Annotated in this window: 21 protein-coding genes; 17 read left to right on the top strand and 4 right to left on the bottom strand. The window is 56.7% G+C overall.

The genetic code is table 11. The features are described from left to right. Positions 1–7: 7 nt before the first annotated feature. The 5 genes from aroC to ACIP6T_RS09520 all read left to right on the top strand — a co-directional run bounded on the left by aroC (position 8) and on the right by ACIP6T_RS09520 (position 3,787). Positions 8–1,093, top strand: a complete 1,086-nt coding sequence (gene aroC, locus ACIP6T_RS09540) for a chorismate synthase (RefSeq protein WP_345828872.1) — start codon at positions 8–10, stop codon at positions 1,091–1,093. A 5-nt stretch (positions 1,094–1,098) separates the two neighbouring features. Then, positions 1,099–1,926, top strand: coding sequence for a penicillin-insensitive murein endopeptidase (gene mepA / locus ACIP6T_RS09535; protein WP_400456586.1), 828 nt, complete (start codon positions 1,099–1,101; stop codon positions 1,924–1,926). A 136-nt stretch (positions 1,927–2,062) separates the two neighbouring features. Continuing rightward, entirely contained in the window at positions 2,063–2,860 is a 798-nt protein-coding gene (locus tag ACIP6T_RS09530; protein ID WP_097096559.1) for a sulfite exporter TauE/SafE family protein, read from the top strand. Positions 2,861–2,927: 67 nt separating this feature from the next. Next, complete coding sequence (locus tag ACIP6T_RS09525; protein ID WP_097096560.1) at positions 2,928–3,473, top strand: elongation factor P hydroxylase; 546 nt, start codon at positions 2,928–2,930, stop codon at positions 3,471–3,473. Between the two features lie 32 nt (positions 3,474–3,505). Further along, positions 3,506–3,787 carry a YfcL family protein gene (locus tag ACIP6T_RS09520; RefSeq protein WP_007889229.1) on the top strand — a complete coding sequence of 94 codons (282 nt, stop codon included), beginning with the start codon at positions 3,506–3,508 and terminating at the stop codon, positions 3,785–3,787. A 29-nt stretch (positions 3,788–3,816) separates the two neighbouring features. On the opposite strand, the gene mnmC is transcribed toward ACIP6T_RS09520, so the two are convergent. Next, a complete protein-coding gene (mnmC, locus tag ACIP6T_RS09515) occupies positions 3,817–5,829 on the bottom strand; it encodes a bifunctional tRNA (5-methylaminomethyl-2-thiouridine)(34)-methyltransferase MnmD/FAD-dependent 5-carboxymethylaminomethyl-2-thiouridine(34) oxidoreductase MnmC (protein WP_400456583.1) in 2,013 nt (670 codons plus the stop codon). A gap of 155 nt (positions 5,830–5,984) precedes the next feature. On the opposite strand from mnmC, the gene fabB reads away from it, so the two are divergent. Both fabB and ACIP6T_RS09505 read left to right on the top strand, forming a co-directional pair. Beyond that, the gene (gene fabB, locus ACIP6T_RS09510; protein ID WP_097096561.1) at positions 5,985–7,205 is read left to right on the top strand and encodes a beta-ketoacyl-ACP synthase I; all 1,221 of its coding nucleotides are present in this window, start codon (positions 5,985–5,987) and stop codon (positions 7,203–7,205) included. Between the two features lie 273 nt (positions 7,206–7,478). Then, entirely contained in the window at positions 7,479–8,660 is a 1,182-nt protein-coding gene (locus tag ACIP6T_RS09505; protein WP_097096562.1) for an arabinose transporter, read from the top strand. Here ACIP6T_RS09505 and ACIP6T_RS09500 read toward each other — a convergent pair. Next, positions 8,623–10,059 (bottom strand): PLP-dependent aminotransferase family protein, encoded by a 1,437-nt coding sequence (locus ACIP6T_RS09500; RefSeq protein WP_400456580.1) that lies wholly within the window; start codon positions 10,057–10,059, stop codon positions 8,623–8,625. The two genes, ACIP6T_RS09505 and ACIP6T_RS09500, sit on opposite strands and share 38 nt — an antisense overlap. Before the next feature lie 86 nt (positions 10,060–10,145). Between ACIP6T_RS09500 and ACIP6T_RS09495 the strand changes: the two genes are divergently transcribed. After that, on the top strand, positions 10,146–10,589 hold the full coding sequence (locus ACIP6T_RS09495) for a rhodanese-like domain-containing protein (RefSeq protein WP_400456578.1): 444 nt from the start codon (positions 10,146–10,148) through the stop codon (positions 10,587–10,589). Here the strand turns inward: ACIP6T_RS09495 and flk are convergent. Beyond that, positions 10,586–11,617, bottom strand: coding sequence for a flagella biosynthesis regulator Flk (flk, locus tag ACIP6T_RS09490; RefSeq protein WP_400456576.1), 1,032 nt, complete (start codon positions 11,615–11,617; stop codon positions 10,586–10,588). The genes ACIP6T_RS09495 and flk overlap by 4 nt on opposite strands. A gap of 112 nt (positions 11,618–11,729) precedes the next feature. After that, positions 11,730–12,635 carry a DMT family transporter gene (locus ACIP6T_RS09485; protein WP_400456575.1) on the bottom strand — a complete coding sequence of 302 codons (906 nt, stop codon included), beginning with the start codon at positions 12,633–12,635 and terminating at the stop codon, positions 11,730–11,732. Between the two features lie 94 nt (positions 12,636–12,729). Between ACIP6T_RS09485 and ACIP6T_RS09480 the strand changes: the two genes are divergently transcribed. From ACIP6T_RS09480 to cvpA, 9 genes are all read left to right on the top strand, one after another. Further along, entirely contained in the window at positions 12,730–13,509 is a 780-nt protein-coding gene (locus ACIP6T_RS09480) for a helix-turn-helix transcriptional regulator (protein WP_345828883.1), read from the top strand. Between the two features lie 57 nt (positions 13,510–13,566). Beyond that, a complete protein-coding gene (pdxB, locus tag ACIP6T_RS09475; protein WP_400456573.1) occupies positions 13,567–14,691 on the top strand; it encodes a 4-phosphoerythronate dehydrogenase PdxB in 1,125 nt (374 codons plus the stop codon). A 102-nt stretch (positions 14,692–14,793) separates the two neighbouring features. Further along, complete coding sequence (locus ACIP6T_RS09470; protein ID WP_400456570.1) at positions 14,794–15,804, top strand: aspartate-semialdehyde dehydrogenase; 1,011 nt, start codon at positions 14,794–14,796, stop codon at positions 15,802–15,804. Next, a complete protein-coding gene (gene truA / locus ACIP6T_RS09465; protein ID WP_097096569.1) occupies positions 15,804–16,610 on the top strand; it encodes a tRNA pseudouridine(38-40) synthase TruA in 807 nt (268 codons plus the stop codon). Before ACIP6T_RS09470 ends, truA begins: the two co-directional genes overlap by 1 nt. Before the next feature lie 36 nt (positions 16,611–16,646). Beyond that, the gene (locus ACIP6T_RS09460; protein WP_097096570.1) at positions 16,647–17,300 is read left to right on the top strand and encodes a DedA family protein; all 654 of its coding nucleotides are present in this window, start codon (positions 16,647–16,649) and stop codon (positions 17,298–17,300) included. A 132-nt stretch (positions 17,301–17,432) separates the two neighbouring features. Beyond that, positions 17,433–18,341: an acetyl-CoA carboxylase, carboxyltransferase subunit beta gene (gene accD, locus ACIP6T_RS09455; protein WP_097096571.1), complete on the top strand. Its 909-nt coding sequence runs from the start codon at positions 17,433–17,435 to the stop codon at positions 18,339–18,341. A 184-nt stretch (positions 18,342–18,525) separates the two neighbouring features. Beyond that, complete coding sequence (gene folC, locus ACIP6T_RS09450; RefSeq protein ID WP_400456567.1) at positions 18,526–19,791, top strand: bifunctional tetrahydrofolate synthase/dihydrofolate synthase; 1,266 nt, start codon at positions 18,526–18,528, stop codon at positions 19,789–19,791. After that, a complete protein-coding gene (dedD, locus tag ACIP6T_RS09445) occupies positions 19,781–20,530 on the top strand; it encodes a cell division protein DedD (protein WP_400456565.1) in 750 nt (249 codons plus the stop codon). The genes folC and dedD overlap by 11 nt, the downstream gene beginning before the upstream one ends. Positions 20,531–20,781: 251 nt before the next feature. Next, positions 20,782–21,267 (top strand): colicin V production protein, encoded by a 486-nt coding sequence (gene cvpA, locus ACIP6T_RS09440; protein ID WP_064739347.1) that lies wholly within the window; start codon positions 20,782–20,784, stop codon positions 21,265–21,267. Positions 21,268–21,285: the final 18 nt, after the last annotated feature.

Raw genomic sequence — 21,285 nt, 5'->3', positions numbered from 1 at the left:
AATCAGCATGGCCGGAAACAGCATCGGACAAGTTTTTCGCGTAACCACTTTTGGCGAGTCGCATGGTATTGCGCTGGGCTGCATTGTTGACGGTGTGCCTCCCGGCATTCCGCTCACCGAAGCCGATATTCAGCACGATCTCGATCGTCGTCGTCCCGGCACCTCGCGCTATACCACCCAGCGTCGCGAGCCGGATCAGGTGAAAATTTTGTCCGGCGTGTTTGAGGGCGTGACGACCGGCACCTCAATCGGCCTGCTGATTGAAAATACTGACCAGCGCTCGCAGGATTACGGCGCAATTAAAGATCTGTTCCGTCCTGGCCATGCGGATTACACCTATGAGCAGAAATATGGCCTGCGCGACTATCGCGGCGGCGGGCGCTCTTCCGCGCGTGAAACCGCAATGCGCGTGGCCGCGGGGGCGATTGCCAAGAAGTATCTGCAGATGAAGCACGGCATTGTGGTGCGCGGCTATCTGGCACAGATTGGCGACGTAGCCTGTGAGCTGAAAGACTGGAGCATCGTGGAAGAGAACCCGTTTTTCTGCCCGGATGCCTCAAAGCTGGAGGCGCTGGATGAACTGATGCGCGGCCTGAAAAAAGAGGGCGATTCCATTGGTGCCAAAGTCACCGTGCTGGCTGAAAACGTGCCGCCGGGATTAGGTGAGCCGGTATTTGATCGTCTGGACGCGGATTTGGCACATGCACTGATGAGCATCAATGCGGTAAAAGGCGTGGAGATCGGCGACGGTTTCGCGGTGATCAACCAGCGTGGCAGCCAGCATCGCGATGAAATCCGCGCTAACGGTTTCCAGAGCAACCATGCGGGCGGCATTCTGGGTGGCATCAGCAGCGGCCAAACCATCAGCGCTAATCTGGCGATGAAACCGACCTCAAGCATTACCGTTCCGGGCAATACCATCACGCGCGATGGCGAAGAAGTGGAGATGATCACTAAAGGTCGCCACGATCCTTGCGTCGGCATCCGCGCCGTACCGATTGCCGAAGCGATGATGGCAATCGTGTTGATGGATCACCTGCTGCGCCAGCGCGCGCAAAACGGTGACGTTAACAGCAACGTTCCGCGCTGGTAAGCCCGATGATGCGCCGTCTGTTCATCACCTGTGCCGCGCTGTTGTGCAGTGCGGCCGCCGTTGCCGCGACGCCGTGGCAGCAAATCCATCAGCCGATTGCCGGCAACCCGCAGTCGATTGGCGGTTTCGCCAACGGCTGTATTGTTGGTGCGCAGCAGCTACCGCTGAACTCACCAAATTATCAGGTGATGCGTCAGGATCAGCGCCGCTACTTCGGCCATCCAGACTTGATCGCCTTTATTCAGCGCCTCAGTACGCAGGTTCATCAGCTGCAGCTGGGCCAGGTGCTGATTGGCGATATGGGCATGGCGGCAGGCGGCCGTTTTAGCAGCGGCCACGCCAGCCATCAAACCGGTCTGGATGTGGATATCTGGCTGCAACTGCCAAAAACGCGCTGGAGTGCGCAGCAACTGCTGAGGCCGCAGCCGCTAGATTTGGTCTCTGCGGACGATAAGCAGGTGATCGCACGCCATTGGCAGCCACAAATTGATAGCTTGATTAAGCTGGCAGCGAAAGATGATGAAGTGACGCGTATTTTCGTTAATCCGGCGATTAAAAGACAGCTTTGTGCTGATGCCGGTAGCGATCGTGCGTGGCTGAATAAAGTGCGTCCGTGGTTTGCCCATCGCGCACATATGCACGTGCGTCTGCGTTGCCCAGCAGGCAGCCTTGAGTGCCAGGAGCAGGCCCCGCAGCCGCCAGGTGATGGCTGTGGTGCCGAGCTGGACAGCTGGTTCCTGCCGAAAAAACCTGGCAGCACGCCGCCGGTGAAGAAAACGCCGCCGCCGTTACCGCCGTCATGTCAGGCTTTATTAGATAAACATTTGTTATAACCTCGATTCTTCAACCCGCAGGTGCGTTGGCTGCGCTCGTCCACCCCAGTCACTTACTAATGTAAGCTCCCGGGGATGAACGAGCTTGCCGCCTTCCTGCAGCTTGAATTATCGAGATTATTTAGGAAGATGGTTGATGGATCTTTTTGTTGTCAGCCCGCTGGTCATCGGCGTGCTGTTTTTTGTGGCAATGCTGGCGGCATTCATCGACTCGATTGCCGGAGGCGGGGGCTTGCTCACTGTACCCTCTTTGCTGGCGGCCGGGCTCTCACCCGCTCAGGCGTTAGCCACCAATAAGCTGCAATCGGTCGGCGGTTCCTTCTCCGCCAGCCTCTATTTCATTCGTCGCGGTGCGGTGAAGCTAAATGAGCAGTGGCTGAATATCGCCATGACGTTTCTTGGCGCAATCGGCGGCACCATCCTGATTCAGCATCTGCAAGCGGACGTTTTGCGGCAAATCTTGCCTTTGCTACTGATCTGCATCGGTTTGTGGTTCCTGCTGATGCCGCGTTTGGGGGAAGCGGATCGCGAACGTCGTCTGCACGGTTTGCCCTATGCGCTGGTGGGCGGCGGCTGCGTCGGTTTCTACGACGGCTTCTTTGGCCCGGGCGCGGGTTCTTTCTACGCGCTGGCTTTCGTTACCCTTTGCGGCTTCAATCTGGCGAAAGCCACTGCCCACGCCAAAATCCTAAATTTCACCTCGAATTTCGGCAGCTTGCTGTTCTTTATGTTCGGTGGAAAAGTGGTGTGGGGCACTGGCGTGATTATGCTGCTGGGTGCCTTTATCGGCGCGCGCCTCGGCGCCAGGCTGGTGCTGAGCCGCGGTCAGAAGCTCATTCGCCCAATGGTAGTGACGGTTTCGGCGGTGATGAGCGCTAAATTATTATGGGATAGTCACGGCAGCGCATTCATGGCCTGGCTGGCAACCCTGTGATCCAATCCTCGTCAAGACCGGCAGCCAGTGCGACAATGGCGCCGGTTTTTTTTAAAGATTAAAAATTATGAGTACAACACACCATTACGATCAGCTGATTGCCATCTTTGATGGCTGCTTCGTTGACGATTTTCAGACGCGTCTAATTAAAGGCGACGACGAACCTATTTATCTTCCAGCGGATGAAACCTCGCCGTGGAATCGCGTGGTGTTCGCCCATGGCTACTACGCCAGCGGGCTGCACGAAATTTCCCACTGGTGTATTGCCGGTGAAGCGCGTCGCAAGCTGGTCGATTTTGGTTATTGGTACTGCCCGGACGGGCGTGATGCGCAAACTCAGAGCCAGTTTGAAGCCGTTGAGGTCAAACCGCAGGCGCTGGAGTGGTTGTTCTGTGTTGCGGCGGGCTTTCCCTTCAACGTAAGTTGTGACAATCTCGAAGGCGATTGTGAGCCAGATCGCATAGCGTTTCAGCGTAAGGTTCATGCTCAGGTGATGACTTATCTGGAGCAGGGTATTCCGGCACGTCCGGCCCGTTTCATCGATGCATTAATGAATTATTACGGCACGCCGGCGTTGACGGCGGCCCAGTTTCCCTGGCCGGAAGACCTGTGATCCGCGATGGCATTATAAGAAGAGAGGAAGAGATGATCGTAGAATTTGAAACCCGCATTCTGGCCCTGATTGATGATATGGTCGATCACGCCAGCGATGACGAGCTGTTTGCTGGCGGCTATCTGCGTGGTCATCTGACCCTGGCGGTGGCGGAGATTGAACTGAGCGGCGAACATACGCCGGAAGCGCTGCAGACGCATGTCACCAATAGCCTGCAAAAAGCCATTGCGGCTGGTGAACTGTCGCCACGCGATCAGGCGTTGGTTACGGGGATGTGGGACAATCTGTTCCTGCAGGCGCGTCAGAGCGCTTAAGCTGTGGGGGCGATCGCTCGCCCCGCAGATTAACGAGCCGCTTTTTTACCCTTCAGCAATTTTCGTACCCAGTAGCGATTTGGATTCAATGCCGTAAGCGTCGCCGCATCCAGCGGCTGGGGTTCGCCGCTCATTTGCGCTGCCAGCACTTCGGCCGCCAGCGGCGCACTGCATAAACCACGCGATCCCAACGCACCCAGCACAAATAACCCTGCATGCACTGGCGCTGCGGGCACGGCTTCAGCGCGTGAACGCTGCGCGGGAAGATCCGCATACTGCGTGAGCAAAGCATCGTAATCCGGCGCGCTGCCGCTCATCGGCAGGTGATCGCGCGTGGCGCAACGCACACCGTTGCGCGCCTGATTATCTGATACATCTACCTGCTGCGGCCATGCACTTTCCGGTAGGCAGTTGATCAGCCGCTGACGGTTTTCTTGCTGGTCATCGGCACGGAAATCAGTCGTGGTATCGCCGCGGTGATAGCTGGCACCAATGCAATGGGTAGCGAAATTCGGACTAACCGGCGTGAGATAGCCGTCGTAACAGAGCACGGTGCGCAGTTCGCCGAGCGAATCATTAGTCGGCACGTGGCTCACCTGACCGGCTACCGCATATACCGGCAGCATTCTGCTTTGCTCGATATCCAGCAAGGCGTGACCATTCGCCAGTACCACCTGCTGATGCTGCACAGATGGCCGATCGCTAAAGTGTAGTGTCCAGCTTTCATTGTTCCGCGTAAGCTGCGTTACCTGATGCAGCCACTGAACGCGCAGGCCTTGCGTTTGTGCATACTCCAGCAAATTACTGGTTAACTGGGAAGGGGAAAGCCAGCCACCCTGCGGATAATAGATGCCGCTGAAACCCAGTTCGACACCTGCGAGCTTTTCCGCCTCTTCTTTATTTACGCCATAAGCGATTTCACGCGGTAGGTCCATGTTGAGCATCTGCGCGATTTTATCCGCACTTTTACTGTCCCAGCCGAGCTGCAGCACGCCGCTCCAGTGATGCTCAAACTCCACCGGCACCCAATCATACAGGCGACGAGCAAAGCCAAAGGCGGCAGGGAAAAAGGTCGCCAATGCCGGATCGTGCTGATTGAGCAGCGGATAGAGCGCGCCCTGACGATTGCCGGATGCCCCCAACGCTGGCGCATCATCAGCGCAATATAACGTCACGCGCCAGCCACGACGCAGCAACGCTAAGGCCAGCACTGCGCTGGCGACGCCGCCGCCAATGAGCGCGACTTCCTGGCTTGCAGCTTGCGGTCGTGCATACCACGGCTGGCTGTGCGGCAGCTCAGCTGCCTGTTCCAGCACACCGATCAGCATCTCACGTTTGTGGCCAAATCCTTTGCGCTTCTGCATGGTGAAACCAGCGTCCTGCAAGCCACGGCGCACAAAGCCAGACGCCGTAAAGGTGGCGAGCGTGCCGCCCGGACGCGCTAAGCGCGCCATGGCGGCGAACAGGGCTGGCGTCCACATCTCCGGATTTTTCGCCGGGGCAAAGCCATCAAGAAACCACGCATCCACCTGGCGATTAAGGCTGTCATCAAAGGTGTGAATTAGCGCGTTAATATCACCAAGCCAGAGATCCAGCGTGACTTCGCCACCGTTAAACAGCACGCGCTGGCAGCCCGGCAATGCCTGCGGCCACTGCTGTTGTAGCTGTTCAGCCCACGGCTGGAGCTCAGGCCAATGCGCATGCGCAGCGATCAAATCCTCGTGCGTCAGCGGGTATTTTTCGCAGCTGATAAAGTGCAGGCGCTGGAGTGGGGCCGTGGGATGCTCGGCGCGGAAGCGATCAAACGCTTGCCACAGTGTGAGAAAGTTCAGACCAGTCCCAAAACCGCTCTCGGCGACGATAAATAAATCGCGCGAATGATCGGCAAAACGGTGCGGAATATGATTACCGTCAAGGAAAACATAGCGCGTCTCTTCCAGCCCATTGTCGTTGGAGAAATAGACGTCACCGAACGCTCGGGACACAGGTGTACCCTGTTCATTCCAGTTTATTTGGGCATGTTCTACTGGGGCAAATTTCACGGGGAAAGGCTCATATTTCAGGCAGTGGCGCGAGTTTAGCGACAGACGTGACATGACGCAAATTTACAAAACGAAATGGCTGATCGGACTTGTTCGGCTTACAACTGTACGCTAGAGTGCACGTCAATCCAAAAGAGTGGAACGAGGACTATTGAATGAAACGTGCAGTGATTACTGGCCTGGGTATTGTTTCCAGCATTGGTAATAACCAGCAAGAAGTGCTGGCTTCTCTGCGTGAAGGCCGTTCCGGTATTACTTTCTCCGAAGAGATGAGAGATGCCGGTATGCGCAGCCACGTATGGGGCAACGTCAAACTGGATACCAACGGGCTCATCGATCGCAAAATCGTGCGTTTTATGAGTGATGCCTCGATCTACGCTTACCTGTCTATGGCTGAAGCGATTAAGGATTCAGGCCTGACTGACGAACAGTATCAGCAAAACCCACGTGTTGGCCTGATTGCCGGCTCTGGCGGCGGTTCTCCGCGTTATCAGGTATTTGGTGCGGACGCTATGCGTGGCCCGCGCGGCCTGAAAGCCGTTGGTCCTTACGTAGTGACCAAAGCCATGGGTTCAGGCGTATCTGCTTGCCTGGCAACCCCGTTCAAAATCCACGGCGTGAACTACTCCATCAGCTCAGCGTGTGCCACTTCAGCACACTGCATCGGCAACGCCGTTGAGCAGATTCAGCTGGGCAAACAGGACATCGTTTTTGCTGGCGGCGGCGAAGAGCTGAGCTGGGAAATGGCCTGTGAATTTGATGCGATGGGCGCGTTGTCGACCAAATATAACGAAACGCCTGAAAAAGCGTCACGTACCTACGATGCCAACCGTGACGGTTTCGTCATTGCAGGCGGCGGCGGTATGGTGGTAGTAGAAGAGCTGGAACATGCTCTGGCACGTGGCGCGCATATTTATGCTGAGATCGTCGGTTACGGCGCCACCTCCGATGGCGCAGATATGGTAGCACCTTCAGGCGAAGGCGCAGTGCGCTGCATGAAGATGGCGATGCAAGGTGTTGATACGCCAATCGATTACCTCAACACCCACGGCACCTCAACGCCAGTGGGTGATGTGAAAGAGCTGGGTGCGATTCGCGAAGTATTCGGCGATAACTCACCCTCTCTGTCTGCGACCAAAGCGATGACTGGCCACTCTCTGGGTGCGGCTGGCGTGCAGGAAGCGATCTACACCTTGTTGATGCTGGAGCACGGCTTCATCGCGCCAAGCATCAATATTGAAGAGCTGGATGAAGCGGGTAAAGGTCTGAACATTGTGACCAAGCCGACCGAAAAAGCATTGACTACCGTGATGTCGAACAGCTTTGGTTTCGGTGGCACCAACGCCACGTTAACCATGCGTAAGCTGCCAGCGTAATTGCAGATTTTACAAGGTGCGCATGAATGCGCACCCTACGAAAACCGCGTTATGCCTTCGTAGGGGCGCCATTTATGGCGACCGAATGATGCAAGTATTATCTCAAGGGCCGGTTATCCGGCCCTTGTTGTTTTGACAATCCACCTCCTGCTTGCCTACACTCTCTCTCCATCCGAAACAAAATTATCAATTCCCATTAAATGTGAACCAAATATCCCGTTTCTGTTATGGCAGCAAGCGCGTGTCTGGTTATGACAAGGAGTTCGCCGCCCGATGATCCCCACTGCCAGCGCAGAGCAGCAATCAGTATTGCCGTTAGCCTGCACCTCATTTGCGGTATTTCTCACCTATCTCACTGCCGGTTTGGCGCTGCCGGTGATCCCGCTGTATGTGCATCAGCAACTCGGCATGAGTAATCTGATGGTCGGCGTGGCGGTAGGAATTCAGTTTTTTGCCACGCTGCTAACGCGCAGCTTTGCTGGGCGGCGTGCCGATCAGCATGGTGCGAAGCTCACTACGCAGCATGGCATGATGGCCATCGCGCTGGTCGGCGTGGCCTATTTGGCGGCGGCACTATTACCGGTGTCCCCTTGGGCGAAGTTTGGTTTGCTGGCGCTAGGGCGACTGTTGCTGGGATTTGGCGAAAGTTTGCTGCTTACCGGAAATCTGACGTGGGGCATGGGGCTGGTCGGCAGTAAACGTTCAGGTCTGGTGATGTCGTGGAACGGCATGGCGATATACGGATCGCTGGCGGCGGGTGCGCCATTGGGGCTGCTAATTAATCAGCACGGCGGCTTTGCAGCACTTGGCGCAGTGGCGCTGCTATTACCGCTGCTATCGCTGGCAATCAATGGCTGGATTCGCAAAGTGCCGGTTGTTGGCGGCGAGCGGCCATCGCTGTTTAGCGTGGTAAAAACCATCTTCCAGCCGGGGCTGGCACTGGCGCTGCAGGGCACCGGGTTTGCTGTCATCGGTACCTTTACTTCGCTCTACTTTGCGGCGGAAAACTGGGGCAATGCCGGTTTTGCGCTCACGGCGTTTGGCTGCGCCTTTGTACTGGTGCGCGTGTTCTTTGGCGGTTTGCCGGATCGTCACGGCGGCGTGCGCGTGGCGATGGTATCGCTGCTGGTGGAAACCGCCGGATTACTGCTGCTGGCGTTGGCCAGTTCCGGCTGGATGGCGCTGATTGGCGCGGCATTGACTGGCTGCGGCTGCTCGCTGATCTTCCCGGCGCTGGGTGTGGAAGTCATCAGGCGCGTATCGCCGCAGATCCGCGGTACCGCGCTCGGCGGCTTCTCTGCTTTTCAGGATATTGCTTACGGCGCCAGCGGACCATTGACCGGCTTACTGGCGACGGCGCTGGGTTACGGTTCCGTGTATGTTGCGGGTGCCTGCTGCGCTGCGCTGGGAATTCTGGTCACCTGGACGTTTTCGCGTCGTGCGACAGCAGCGTAACTAGCTTATCGCAGGCGCTGATAATCTCACCGGGTGTCAGCGCGGCAAATCCCAATAGCCAGCCCGCTTGCTGCGCTTCCCCCGCATAGAGCGGTGACAGCCGCGGTAACAGTAATCCTCGCGCTTTAGCCTGTTCGGTTAAGTGCGCTTCATCCCCCTGCAGCAACTGCACTGTTAACTGCAAGCCTCCTGCCGCCGGCAGCGGCTGGAGCCAGGGTTGCAGTCGCGTATTGATCTGCTCCAGTAAACAGTCACGTCGACTGCGATACAGCTGGCGCATCAGGCGTAGATGGCTGGCAAAATGGCCTTGCTGAAGAAACTCCGCAGTGATTGCCTGTGGCAACATCGCGCTGTGGCCGTCCATCACGCTGCGCGCGCGCCCAAGCGCCTGGACCAACTGCGGCGGCACCACCATCCACGCCAGACGCAGCGAGGGAAACAGCGTTTTGGAAAAGGTGCCGAGACAGATGACCCGACTGTCGGTTTCTACGCCTTGCAGCGCTGGAGCAGGGCGATCCTCGTAGTGAAATTCGCTGTCGTAATCATCTTCAATTAGCCAGCTATCATGCTGGCGCGCCCACGCCAGCCAGTGCAGGCGGCGCGCCAGGCTCATTGCTGTGCCCGTTGGGTAGTGATGGGCGGGCGTGAGATACACTAATTTCGCGCTGCCACTGAGCGGCATCGCTCCTTCCGCATCCAGCGGCATGGCGCGACAGCGCGCACCGGCGGCGAGAAACGCATTGCGCGCCCCGGGATAACCCGGCTCCTCCAGCCACACCTCGTCGCCCGCATCAAGGAACATTAACGCCAGCAGTTGCAACGCCTGCTGTGAGCTGGTGAGCATCACCACCTGTTCTGCCGAGCAGCGCACGCCACGCGACAGCGCCAGATAATCGGCCACGGCCTGGCGCAGCGACGGCAGACCAAGCGGGTCGCCATAGCCCATTACGCCACTGCCCAGTGAGCGTTGCACCTGATGAGTGATGCGACGCCACTGTGCATGCGGAAAAGCGCGTAACTCTGGCGAACCGGCGGCGAAGGCGTGAGGAAACGGCGGATCCTGACAGCCGCCAGTCGCCAGCACCTGTTGACCACGCTGGGAAAAACGCGGTGAGCAAGCGACCCGACTTTTCTGCTTGGGCGGCGGCATGCGAATCGAGACAAACGTGCCGCGTCCGCCCTGGCGCTGCAGATAACCTTCGCTTTCCAGCTGCGCATAAGCAGCCTCGACCGTAACGCGTGACAGTGATAAATCGATTGCCAGCTGGCGACTGGCGGGCAGTTGCTGCGCATGCTGCAGATGACCGTTGGCAATTGCCTGACGTAGGGTATTGCACAACCGTTCGCGCAGGCCGCCTTGGGTCTGGTGGCTAAATAGCGCCAAAAATGAGGTCTTCATCGTGGTCTTATTGGGGTGATAGAAGTGGTATCAGCATGCAGACCACTTTGCCGTAAACTGAGAAAAAATCACAGTGGGAGAAGGCAATGTCAGCGGTCTTAAAATTTGCTCCGGCCAGCGCAAACGAAAGCGTGGCGTATTTGCAGCACAAACTGAGCTTTTACACCGATGCGTGGGATTTAGCGCAAGATCTGGCGCAGGGGATCAGCGCGATCGTAGTGGTCGATGCACGTTCTGAGGACGTTTATCAGGCAGGGCATATTTGCAGCGCCATCTCGTTCCCGCATCGCACCATGAATGCGGCATCGACCGCGCATCTCGATCGCAGCAAAGTTTACATCACCTATTGCGACGGCATTGGCTGTAACGGCTCAACCAAAGCGGCACTCAAGCTGGCGTCGCTGGGGTTTCAGGTGAAAGAGCTGATTGGTGGGCTGGATTTCTGGAAGCGCGACGGTCATCCAATGGCATGGGGAACGACAGCAGGCGAATGGCCATCTGCCTCGCCCGCTGCACACTGTGGCTGCTAGATAAGTAACCACAGCAGGAAGGTGAACACCAAGAGTCCGACAATCAGCGTGAGCATTGGACGTTGAGCCAGCGGCTGCGGCAGGATTTGAATAAACGGCGACCAAATCGGCTGCGGGTGCATCTCGCTATCGGCCAGAGGCTGTTCGTGCAGCTTTTCGGCGCGACGGCTAAATAAAAGATTTAGCAGATCCTGCGTTTGCGCTGGCGTTAGAACGGTATGGGGCATCGCCTGGAAACGCTGCTGGCTGTAATCCTCCAGCAATCGCTGCTCATCCTGCGTCAGCGGTTGCTTCAGCGAGGTTTCCAGCATCTGCAAGGTCGGCGCGCTGTGCTGACCCAGCGTCTGCCGCACCTGCAAATATTGCGTTAGCAGCGGGAAGTGGCGGGATGGAATCGGATCGCCACTTTTCAGGTTTACCAGCTTCAAGGTGTCGGCCAGCAGCTTCACCGGCGATTCCCCGGTAGTAGCGGCAAGACGTGTAACCTGTTGATTCAGCGATTGCTGCTCTGCCGGCAACAAGCTGCGATCGGAAGATCGCGTTTGCTGCGGTTGCGGAATTGCCATCTGGCCGTTTTGCAGCATGGTCAGCACCTGGCGCAGCTGATCCTGCGACAATCCGCTCAATACCGTTTGGTTAAACTGCTGACGAATAAAGTCGCTCACTGCCTGGCGATTATTGCCCTGCGGCAATTTTTCCAGCAGCTGCTGTAACAGCTGGCGCGTGGCAAGGCTGTTTTGTACCTGGGTCAGACGGCCATTGAGATGCTGTTCTGCCGCCGGGAAATGACGTGATTGCAGCTCACTCTCATTTTTCACGCCAACTTCGTGACGCACGCCTGCCCACAGTTCCGGGGCTTTTAGCGTGCTGAGTGACATGATGCGTACAATCAGGCGTTCCAGCGTGGTGCGCTGGGCAGGGGATAACGGTTGTTCACCGGCGGGGCCACCAGGACGGGTTGGGCCAGTGGCTGGCGTTAAAGATGAACGATCGCCCGCGGGCACACCGGGACCGCTGAGAGGTTGCATGGCGGAATCCTTGAAAAACGGGTCAGATCCGGGTGCGCCGGAAAAACGAGGCCACATGATAGCAAAAGCCCCCGGGAAATCCACGGGGGCTACGGTCTTTCCGGATAATAAATCAGGGGGCGGGATCGGGAAGGATAACGTTACGCGGCTTGCGTAACGGAGTTTTCAAACGTTGCGCCAGAATGACGCCCACCAAAGTCATGCCGCCACCAATCCAGTGATAAGCGTGCAGCTGCTCATGCAGGAACAAGACGGCGATAGCCGCAGTAAAAACCGGTACAAAATTCATGAAGAGACTGGTGGAACTGGCACCAAGGCGCTGAACGCCTAAAATCCACAGGAAAGGCGCGATAATTGACGCAAATAGCCCGGCATACAGCACCAGCGGCAGATTATGCACGTTGAGCGATACATCTGGTGCATGCACGAAGCCGGGAATCAGCAGCAGTACGCCAAAGAAAATCTGCACGTAGAGGCTTTGCCAGGTGGGCAGTGGAATCGCCCAGCGCTTAGTCAACACGCCATAAAGCGCGTACGAGGTTGATGCCGCCAGCATCATCAACTCGCCGTTACCAAGACGTTGATTCAGCAACTGCGCCGGATTGCCCTCACTTACCAGCCATACTAAACCCACGAAGGACAGCACGCCGCCAATCAGAATGCCGCGCGTGGGGGCAAGGCGCAGTACTATCAGGCTGAGCAGAATGGTCAGCAGCGGAATGGTGGCGCCGAGAATACCCATCATCACTGCCGAAACGCTGTGCGCCGCGTAATAGGCGAGGCTCTGATACAGCACCATGCCAAGCAGTCCGAGAATCAGCAGTCTCCAGCCGTTGCTTTTTATGGTGTGACGATGACGCCAGACGCCCGGCAGGCAAAACGGGGCCAACACCACCAATGCCAGCAGCCAGCGATAGAAGGAGATCGCCGCAGGATCGATACTTCCTGCCGAAAGTTTGCTAACGATAGTGTTGATCGACCAAATCAGCACCGCGATCAGCGGAAACAAAAAATTCATAGTACAGCTCCTCAGATAATCGCGAATAGTTTACGTTTGACCGGTTTAGACTAGATAGTTAAAATCGGACAATATTTGTTAGTGACCGGACAGAATGAATCTTCAAGTCGAATATCAGCCGCCGATTGATGCACCTCTGCTGCGCTACTTCATGCGCTACGATGCCGTTAACGCGAAAACCGAATATCTGATGCACGCACATGATTGGGGGCAGGTCATATTTGTCACCTGTCGCGTGCTGGAGTTAGAAGTGGAAGGCGAACGCCTGCTGACGCCTGCCGATATACCGATTTGGATCCCGGCAGGGCATCGGCACAGTAGCTATAACCATAACGACGCGCGTTTTCGTACCTTCAACATCGCTGCCGATCTCTGCAGTGGCATGCCGGATAAAGCCTGTTTATTGCATGTCGATACCCTCGTGCACGCCATCATGAATGATTTCGCCCGCCGCGAGCTGGAGCAGCCGCAGACGCAGGCCGACTGGCGTTTGTGTGAAGTGCTGATGGATCGCCTGCACATTGCGCCAGTGCACAACAGCTATTTGCCGATGTCCGATGACAAATTCCTCGCACCGATTCTGCGCGCGCTTGAAGCCCATCCCGGTGATAACACCACGCTGGCACAATGGGCAAAGCGCGTGTTTACCACCGAGCGTACGCTAGCGCGACGCTGTCAGCAGCAGCTGAATATGTCGTTCAGCGAATGGCGTCAGCGTTTACGCTTTTTACGCGCCATCGCGCTGCTTGAGCAGGGCTGCAGCGTGCAGGGCATCGCTCATGAGCTGGGCTACAGCTCAGCCTCAGCGCTGATTGTGATGTTCCAGCAACAGGCCGGAACGACGCCGGATCGCTATCGCAGCCGGTTAGGTTAATCCCTGGCTTTATGCCAAAATATTCCCCGTTGATCTCAACCAGACAGGACCGCCGCAGTGAAAATTCTCGTCGATGAAAATATGCCTTATGCCCGTGAACTGTTCAGCCGCACCGGTGACGTGGTAGCGGTGCCGGGACGTCCGCTGCCGGAAGCTGAGCTGCAGGATGCCAGCGGGCTCATGGTGCGTTCGGTCACGAAAGTGAATGCAGCGCTGCTGGCCGGCACGCCGGTGAAGTTTGTCGGCACCGCCACCGCGGGAACTGACCATATTGATGATGCGTCGCTGGCGGTGGCAGGCATTGGTTTCTCTGCCGCGCCGGGCTGTAACGCGATTGCGGTGGTGGAGTATGTCTTCTCTGCGCTGCTGCTATTGGCGGAACGCGATGGCTTCGAACTGCGCGATCGTACGGTGGGCATCGTTGGCGTGGGCAATGTTGGCGGGCGCTTGCAGAAACGTCTGGAAGCCTGGGGAGTGAAAACGCTGTTATGCGATCCGCCGCGCGCCGATCGTGGCGATAAGGAAAGCTTCCATTCACTGGATGAGCTGGTGGCGCAGGCCGATATCCTCACCTTCCATACGCCGCTGTTTAAAGAAGGGCCATATAAAAGCTGGCATCTGGCCGATGCGGCGCTGCTGCTGGCGCTCAAGCCCAACACGATTCTGATCAATGCCTGTCGCGGTCCGGTGGTGGATAACGCCGCGCTGCTGGAAATCCTCAAGATGCGCCACGATCTCAGCGTGGTGCTGGATGTGTGGGAGCCGGAGCCGGACTTATCGCTCGACCTGTTGGATAAAGTGGATATCGCCACTGCACACATCGCCGGTTACACGCTGGAAGGTAAAGCGCGCGGCACTACGCAGGTGTTTGAAGCCTGGTGCGATTTTATCGGTCAGCCGCAGCAGGTCTCGTTAGACAGTCTGCTGCCTGCACCGGAATTTGGTGCGATCACGCTGCGCGGCCCGCTCGATCAGCCAACGCTAAAACGCCTGGTACATCTGGTGTATGATGTGCGCCGCGACGACGCGCCACTGCGCAAAGTGGCAGCAAAGCCAGGCGAGTTTGATCGCCTGCGTAAGCAGTACGAAGAGCGTCGCGAATGGTCATCGCTCCAGGTAAATTGCGACAATGCCGAGACGGCGGCGATGCTCAATCAACTCGGCTTCCGTGCCAGTTTGTAAAGTTAATTCAATCACCTGCAATTTTGCGGGGGATAATTCCTAAATCACGGGCGGTGTTTTCACCGCCTTCTGTTTTTGTGTCAATCTCTGGAGTAAACCAACATGTCTGACGGCTGGAATATCGCGCTTTTAGGCGCAACAGGCGCAGTAGGGAACGCTGTACTGGAACTGCTGGCTGAACGCCAGTTCCCGGTTGGTGAATTGTATTTGCTGGCCAGTGAAAATGGCGCCGGCGAGAACAAACGTTTTGAGGGGCGTACCGTGCTGGTGCAGGACGCGGCTGAGTTTGACTGGACGCAGGTGCAGCTGGCATTTTTCACCGCCGGACGTGAAGCCTCGGCGCGCTATGCCGAAGAAGCGGCGAGCCAGGGGTGTCTGGTGATTGATAGCAGCGACCTGTTCGCGCTTGAACCGGATGTGCCGCTGGTAGTGCCGGATGTGAACCCACAGGTACTGGCGGATTATCGCAACCGCAATATTATTACCGTGGCTGATAGCCTGGTGAGCCAGCTGCTGTGCGCCATTAAACCGCTGGTGGATCTGGCAGGTCTGAGCCGCCTGCAGGTGACCAACCTGATCGCCGCCTCCAGCCACGGTAAAGCCGCAGTTGATGGTCTGGCCGGTGAAAGTGCGCGCTTGCTGAACGGCGTGCCTGCCGAGCAGCACTATTTTGGTCGCCAGCTGGCGTTCAACATTCTGCCGCTGCTGGCTGACAACAACGGCAGCGTGGAGAGTGAGCGTCGCGTGGTTGAGCAGGTGCGTAAAGTGCTGCAGGACGAAGGTTTATCGATTGCGGTCAGCAGCGTGCAGGCACCGGTGTTCTATGGCAATGCGCAGATTGTGCATGTGGAGAATCTGCGTCCGTTGTCGGCAGAAGAAGCGCGCGATGAACTCGGCCGCTCCGGTGATATCAACCTGAGTGAAGAGAGCGATTACCCAACGCAAGTGGGCGATGCGTCTGGCAGCGACGTGCTGAGCATTGGCTGCGTGCGCAATGATTACGGCATTCCGGAGCTGCTGCAGTTCTGGTCAGTCGCCGATAACATCCGCTTCGGTGGTGCATTGATGGCAGTGAAAACCGCCGAGAAGCTGGTGCAGGAGTATTTCTATTAATGTTGTCTGAAGGTAAGACGCTTAAGCTGGCGTTGGGTATTGAGTATGACGGCAGCCGTTATTACGGCTGGCAGCGGCAGAATGAAGTGCGCAGCGTGCAGGAAAAACTGGAGAAAGCGCTGTCGAAAGTGGCGGATCATCCAGTGGTGGTGTTCTGCGCTGGCCGCACCGATGCGGGCGTGCACGGTACCGGGCAGGTGGTGCATTTCGAAACCACCTCGTCGCGTGCCGATGCGGCCTGGACGCTGGGTGTTAACGCTAATCTGCCCGATGACATCGCGGTGCGTTGGGTGAAAGCGGTGCCGGATGAGTTCCATGCGCGCTTTAGCGCCACTGCGCGGCGTTATCGCTACGTGATTTATAACCATCGGCTACGTCCAGCGATTCTTGGTAAGGGTATTACCCATTATTACCATCCATTGGATGCGGAGAAGATGCAGCGTGCCGGCCAGGCGCTGCTGGGCGAGAATGATTTTACCTCGTTCCGCGCCGTGCAGTGTCAGTCACGCACGCCGTGGCGCAACGTGATGCATCTCAACGTTTCGCGTCATGGACCGTACGTGGTGGTCGACATCAAAGCCAATGCGTTCGTGCACCATATGGTTCGCAATATTGTTGGCAGCCTGATGGAAATTGGCACGGGCAATCAGCCGGAAGAGTGGATGGCAACGTTGCTGGCGGCCAAAGATCGCAAGTTGGCGGCGGCGACCGCCAAAGCCGAGGGGCTTTATCTGGTGGCGGTGGATTATCCATCCCACTTTGCATTACCTCAGCCTGCGTTGGGACCGTTGTTCCTCGCGGATTAACCTTTAATTGTTGGATGTCAGGGGAGTCGTGGTTATATGGAGTTTATCCACTTTTTGATCGATTTTATTCTGCATATTGATGTGCATTTGGCCGAGCTGGTGGCGCAGTACGGCGTGTGGATTTACGCCATTCTGTTCCTGATTCTGTTCTGTGAAACTGGTTTGGTCGTGACGCCGTTCCTGCCTGGCGATTCGCTGCTGTTTGTGGCGGGGGCGCTGGCGGCGCTGCCGGGTAACGATCTCAATGTACATCTGATGGTGACGCTGCTGGTGATCGCTGCCATCCTTGGTGATGCGGTGAACTACACAATTGGTCGTTTGTTTGGCGAGAAGCTGTTTAGTAATCCGAACTCGAAAATTTTCCGTCGCAGCTACCTGGATAAAACCCACGCGTTTTACGATCGCCACGGTGGCAAAACCATTATACTTGCGCGCTTTGTACCAATCGTGCGAACCTTTGCCCCCTTTGTGGCGGGGATGGGACATATGTCTTATCGCCACTTCGCGCTCTTTAACGTGACGGGTGCGCTGCTGTGGGTGCTGCTGTTCTCTTACGCTGGCTACCTGTTTGGTGACTTGCCGGTGGTGCAAGAGAACCTGAAGCTGCTGATCGTCGGCATCATCGTGGTTTCCATACTGCCTGGCGTCATTGAAGTATGGCGTCACCGTCGTCAGCAGAAGTCACAGTAAGCGCGTAACCAGATTTTTATCCACAGCGTGAACGGGTTGTGGTTTAATGAGCGACATTTACGGCCTGCTGAAGGTGATTTCAGCAGCAATGAGAAGACTGGACCAGGTCAGCATTAAACAGAAAGGTCATCAATGAGCTGGATTGAACGCATACTGAATAAAAGCACTGCCACCCCATCGCGCAAAGCCAGCATCCCGGAAGGGGTGTGGACCAAGTGCGATAGCTGTGGGCAGGTGCTGTACCGCGCCGAGCTGGAGCGTAACCTCGAGGTCTGCCCGAAGTGCGACCATCACATGCGCATGCATGCCCGTGAGCGCTTGCATAGCATGCTGGATGAAGGTTCGCTGGTTGAGCTGGGTAGCGAGCTGGAACCGAAGGATCTGTTGAAGTTCCGCGACTCAAAGAAATACAAAGACCGTTTGGTTGCTGCACAGAAAGACACGGGCGAGAAAGATGCGCTGGTGGCGATGAAAGGTACGCTGCACGGTATGCCCGTTGTGGCGGTGGCTTTTGAGTTCTCCTTTATGGGCGGCTCAATGGGTTCCGTGGTTGGCGCGCGCTTTGTGCGTGGCGTTGAGCAGGCGCTGGAAGACAATTGCCCACTGATTTGCTTCTCCGCTTCCGGCGGTGCGCGTATGCAGGAAGCGCTGCAATCGCTGATGCAGATGGCAAAAACCAGTGCTGCACTGGCGAAAATGCAGGAGCGCGGCTTGCCGTACATCTCCGTGCTGACCGACCCAACCATGGGCGGCGTTTCCGCCAGCTTCGCGATGTTGGGCGATCTCAACGTAGCGGAACCGAAAGCGCTGATTGGCTTTGCCGGTCCACGCGTTATCGAGCAGACCGTGCGCGAAAAGCTGCCGCCGGGCTTCCAGCGCAGTGAGTTCCTGATTGAGAAAGGCGCGATCGACATGATCATCCGTCGTCCGGAAATGCGCTTTAAGCTGGCAAGCCTGCTGGCGAAAATGATGAACCTGCCAGCACCGCTGCAGGATGGTAATCAGCCTGATGTGGCTGAGCCGGAGAGCAACGAAGCCTGACAGGCAACGGAAAGGAATCTTCCTTTCCTCCAATGCACCGTCTACACGAAATCATTCGAGCTGCAGCAAGGCGGCAAGTGAATACATCCCCGGGAGCTTACATCAGTAAGTGACCGGGGTGGATGAACGCAGCCAACGCCGCTGCAGCTTGAAGGATGATGTGTATTAATTAAGAACGGGACACATGGATAATTCTCTTCCTCAAGCCACGTCGCCTTTGGCCACGTGGCTTCATTATCTTGAGCATCTGCACTCGCAGGCCATTGAACTCGGTTTGGATCGTATTCAACGCGTTGCTGAACGCCTCGATCTACTCAAACCCGCTCCTTTTGTCTTCACCGTCGCCGGTACTAACGGTAAAGGCACCACCTGCCGCACCCTGGAAACGCTGTTGTTGGCCGCCGGTTATCGCGTGGGCGTTTACAGCTCGCCGCATCTGGTGCGTTATACCGAACGCGTACGTGTGCAGGGTGTGGAACTGGATGAAGCGCTGCACAGCGCCAGTTTTGCCGCAATTGAAGCCGGGCGCGGTGACATTTCTCTCACCTATTTCGAGTTCGGCACCCTGTCGGCATTCAATCTGTTCCGCGATGCCAATCTCGATGTGGTGATTCTCGAAGTTGGCCTTGGCGGACGCCTTGATGCCACCAACATTGTCGATGCTGATGTCGCAATGATCACCAGCATTGCGCTGGATCACACCGATTGGCTGGGTCCGGATCGCGAAAGCATCGGCCGCGAAAAAGCCGGCGTGTTCCGTGCAGGCAAACCGGCGATCGTCGGGGAAGACGATATGCCGGGCACCATCGCGGAGGTGGCGACGGAGAAGGGGGCAGTGCTGTTGCAGCGCAATCGCGACTGGCAGTGGCAGCAGACCGGCGAGAGTTGGATGTTGCAGGATGCGCACGGTGAACTGCGCGATTTGCCGTTGCCACAGGTGCCATTACCGAATGCGGCGACTGCGCTTACCGCGCTGCGTGCATCGGGCCTGAACGTCAGTGAAGCGATTATTCGTCAGCATCTGCCACGCGCTATTTTACCCGGTCGTTTTCAGACCGTGAGCGAATCGCCGCGCGTGATTCTCGATGTGGCGCACAATCCTCATGCCGCTTATTATCTGGCTTCACGTCTGGCCGCTGAGCCATTGCGTGGCAAGGTGCATGCGGTGGTCGGTATGCTGCATGACAAAGATATCGCCGGTACGCTGGCCGCGCTGGCGCCACAGGTTGATTGCTGGTACTGCGCGCCGCTTGACGGTCCGCGTGGTGCAACCGCTGATGAGCTCATGGCTCATCTGAAAAATGGAACGTCTTACAGCAACGTTGAGGCAGCCTGGCAAGCGGCGCGTCAGCAGGCGCGTCCTGAAGATGTGATTCTGGTGTGTGGGTCTTTCCACACCGTAGCGCAGGTTATGGAATCGATGGCAGCGGAGAACGGCAGTGGCAAGTAAGTTTCAAAATCGCTTAGTCGGTACGGTCATTTTGGTGGCGATTGGTGTCATCGTCTTGCCTGGCCTGCTAGACGGTAAGAAAAAGCATTACAAAGAAGAGTTCGCCGCTATTCCGCTGGTGCCGAAGCCTGACGACCAGCAGGACAGTGAAATGGTTCCACCGGTGACACAGCCTTTACCGGCACAGCCACCGGAAGGTGCAGGCGCGGTGCAGAACCCGGCGAGCGGCAAAACTGCCACCAGCGGCAGCGCGCAGCCGACGCAGAATACCGAGCCAAGCGTAGTGACGCCGCCACCGGTACATCAGCAGGTGCAACCGAAGCCGGTAGAACAGCTGAAGCCAAAACCGGTCGAGCAGCCGAAACCAAAGCCGGTAGAACAGCCGAAGCCAAAACCGGTTGAGCAACCGAAGCCGAAGCCGGTAGAGCAGCCAAAACCGGTCGAGCAGCCAAAACCGGCAGAAACGCCGAAGCAGAGTGAGCCAGCTGCGCCGACGGGGCAGGCGTATGTGGTACAGCTGGGTGCGTTAAAGAACGCCGCGAAAGTGAGCGAGATTGTGGCGCAGCTGCGTCTCTCCGGCTATCGCGCCTTTACCGTTCCGTCATCGCCGGTGCAGGGGCAAATTACCCGCATTTATGTCGGTCCGGATGCTAACAAAGCGAAGCTGCAAGGTTCACTTAGCGAGCTGCAAAGCATCTCAGGTCTGGGTGGGGTGGTGAAACCTTATAGCGCGCGATAGGGCGCTGATAAGCCGCGCCGATAGTAGAAAAAGGCGCGGCTTTACAAAATTTTTGTAGCGAAGCGCGGCAATAAAATCATTAAATATCAGCATATTAAATTGCTGATAATACACGGGGCGAGGAAAGTTTTTTTCATCGCCCTTTTTACGGATACAGAACCGGAAAACCCTACGCAAACGTTTTCTTTTTCTGTTAGAATGCGCCCCGAACTGGATGCAGGGGGTGCGATAGCACTGGGCTGGAAGAGTTCATGATCTGGATTGATTACGTCATTATTGCGGTAGTTGGTTTTTCGGCTCTGGTCAGCCTGATTCGTGGGTTTGTCCGTGAAGCCTTATCTCTCGTTACCTGGGGATGCGCGTTTTTTGTCGCCAGTCATTATTACGCCTACCTTGCAGTCTGGTTTACAGGTTTTGACGACGAACTGGTTCGCAACGGCATCGCCATCGCGGTGTTATTCGTGGCCACCCTGATTGTGGGGGCCATCGTGAACTATGTGATCGGCTCGCTGGTTGAGAAAACTGGCTTGTCGGGAACCGACAGGGTGTTGGGGGTCTGTTTCGGGGCGTTGCGTGGCGTGCTGATAGTGTCTGCTATGCTTTTCTTCCTTGATACATTCACCGGCTTTTCCAAAAGCCCGGACTGGCAACAGTCGCAGCTTATTCCCCAGTTCAGTTACATCATCAGGTGGTTTTTTGATTACCTGAAAAGCACGTCGAGTTTTTTACCCCGGTGACACCATCGGGAGTGCGGC

The organism is Pantoea sp. NPDC088449, from assembly GCF_044753225.1.
Taxonomy (GTDB): domain Bacteria; phylum Pseudomonadota; class Gammaproteobacteria; order Enterobacterales; family Enterobacteriaceae; genus Pantoea; species Pantoea floridensis.
Note: the sequence above shows the minus strand (reverse complement) of the source record. Positions and strands in the feature narration are given on the sequence as shown.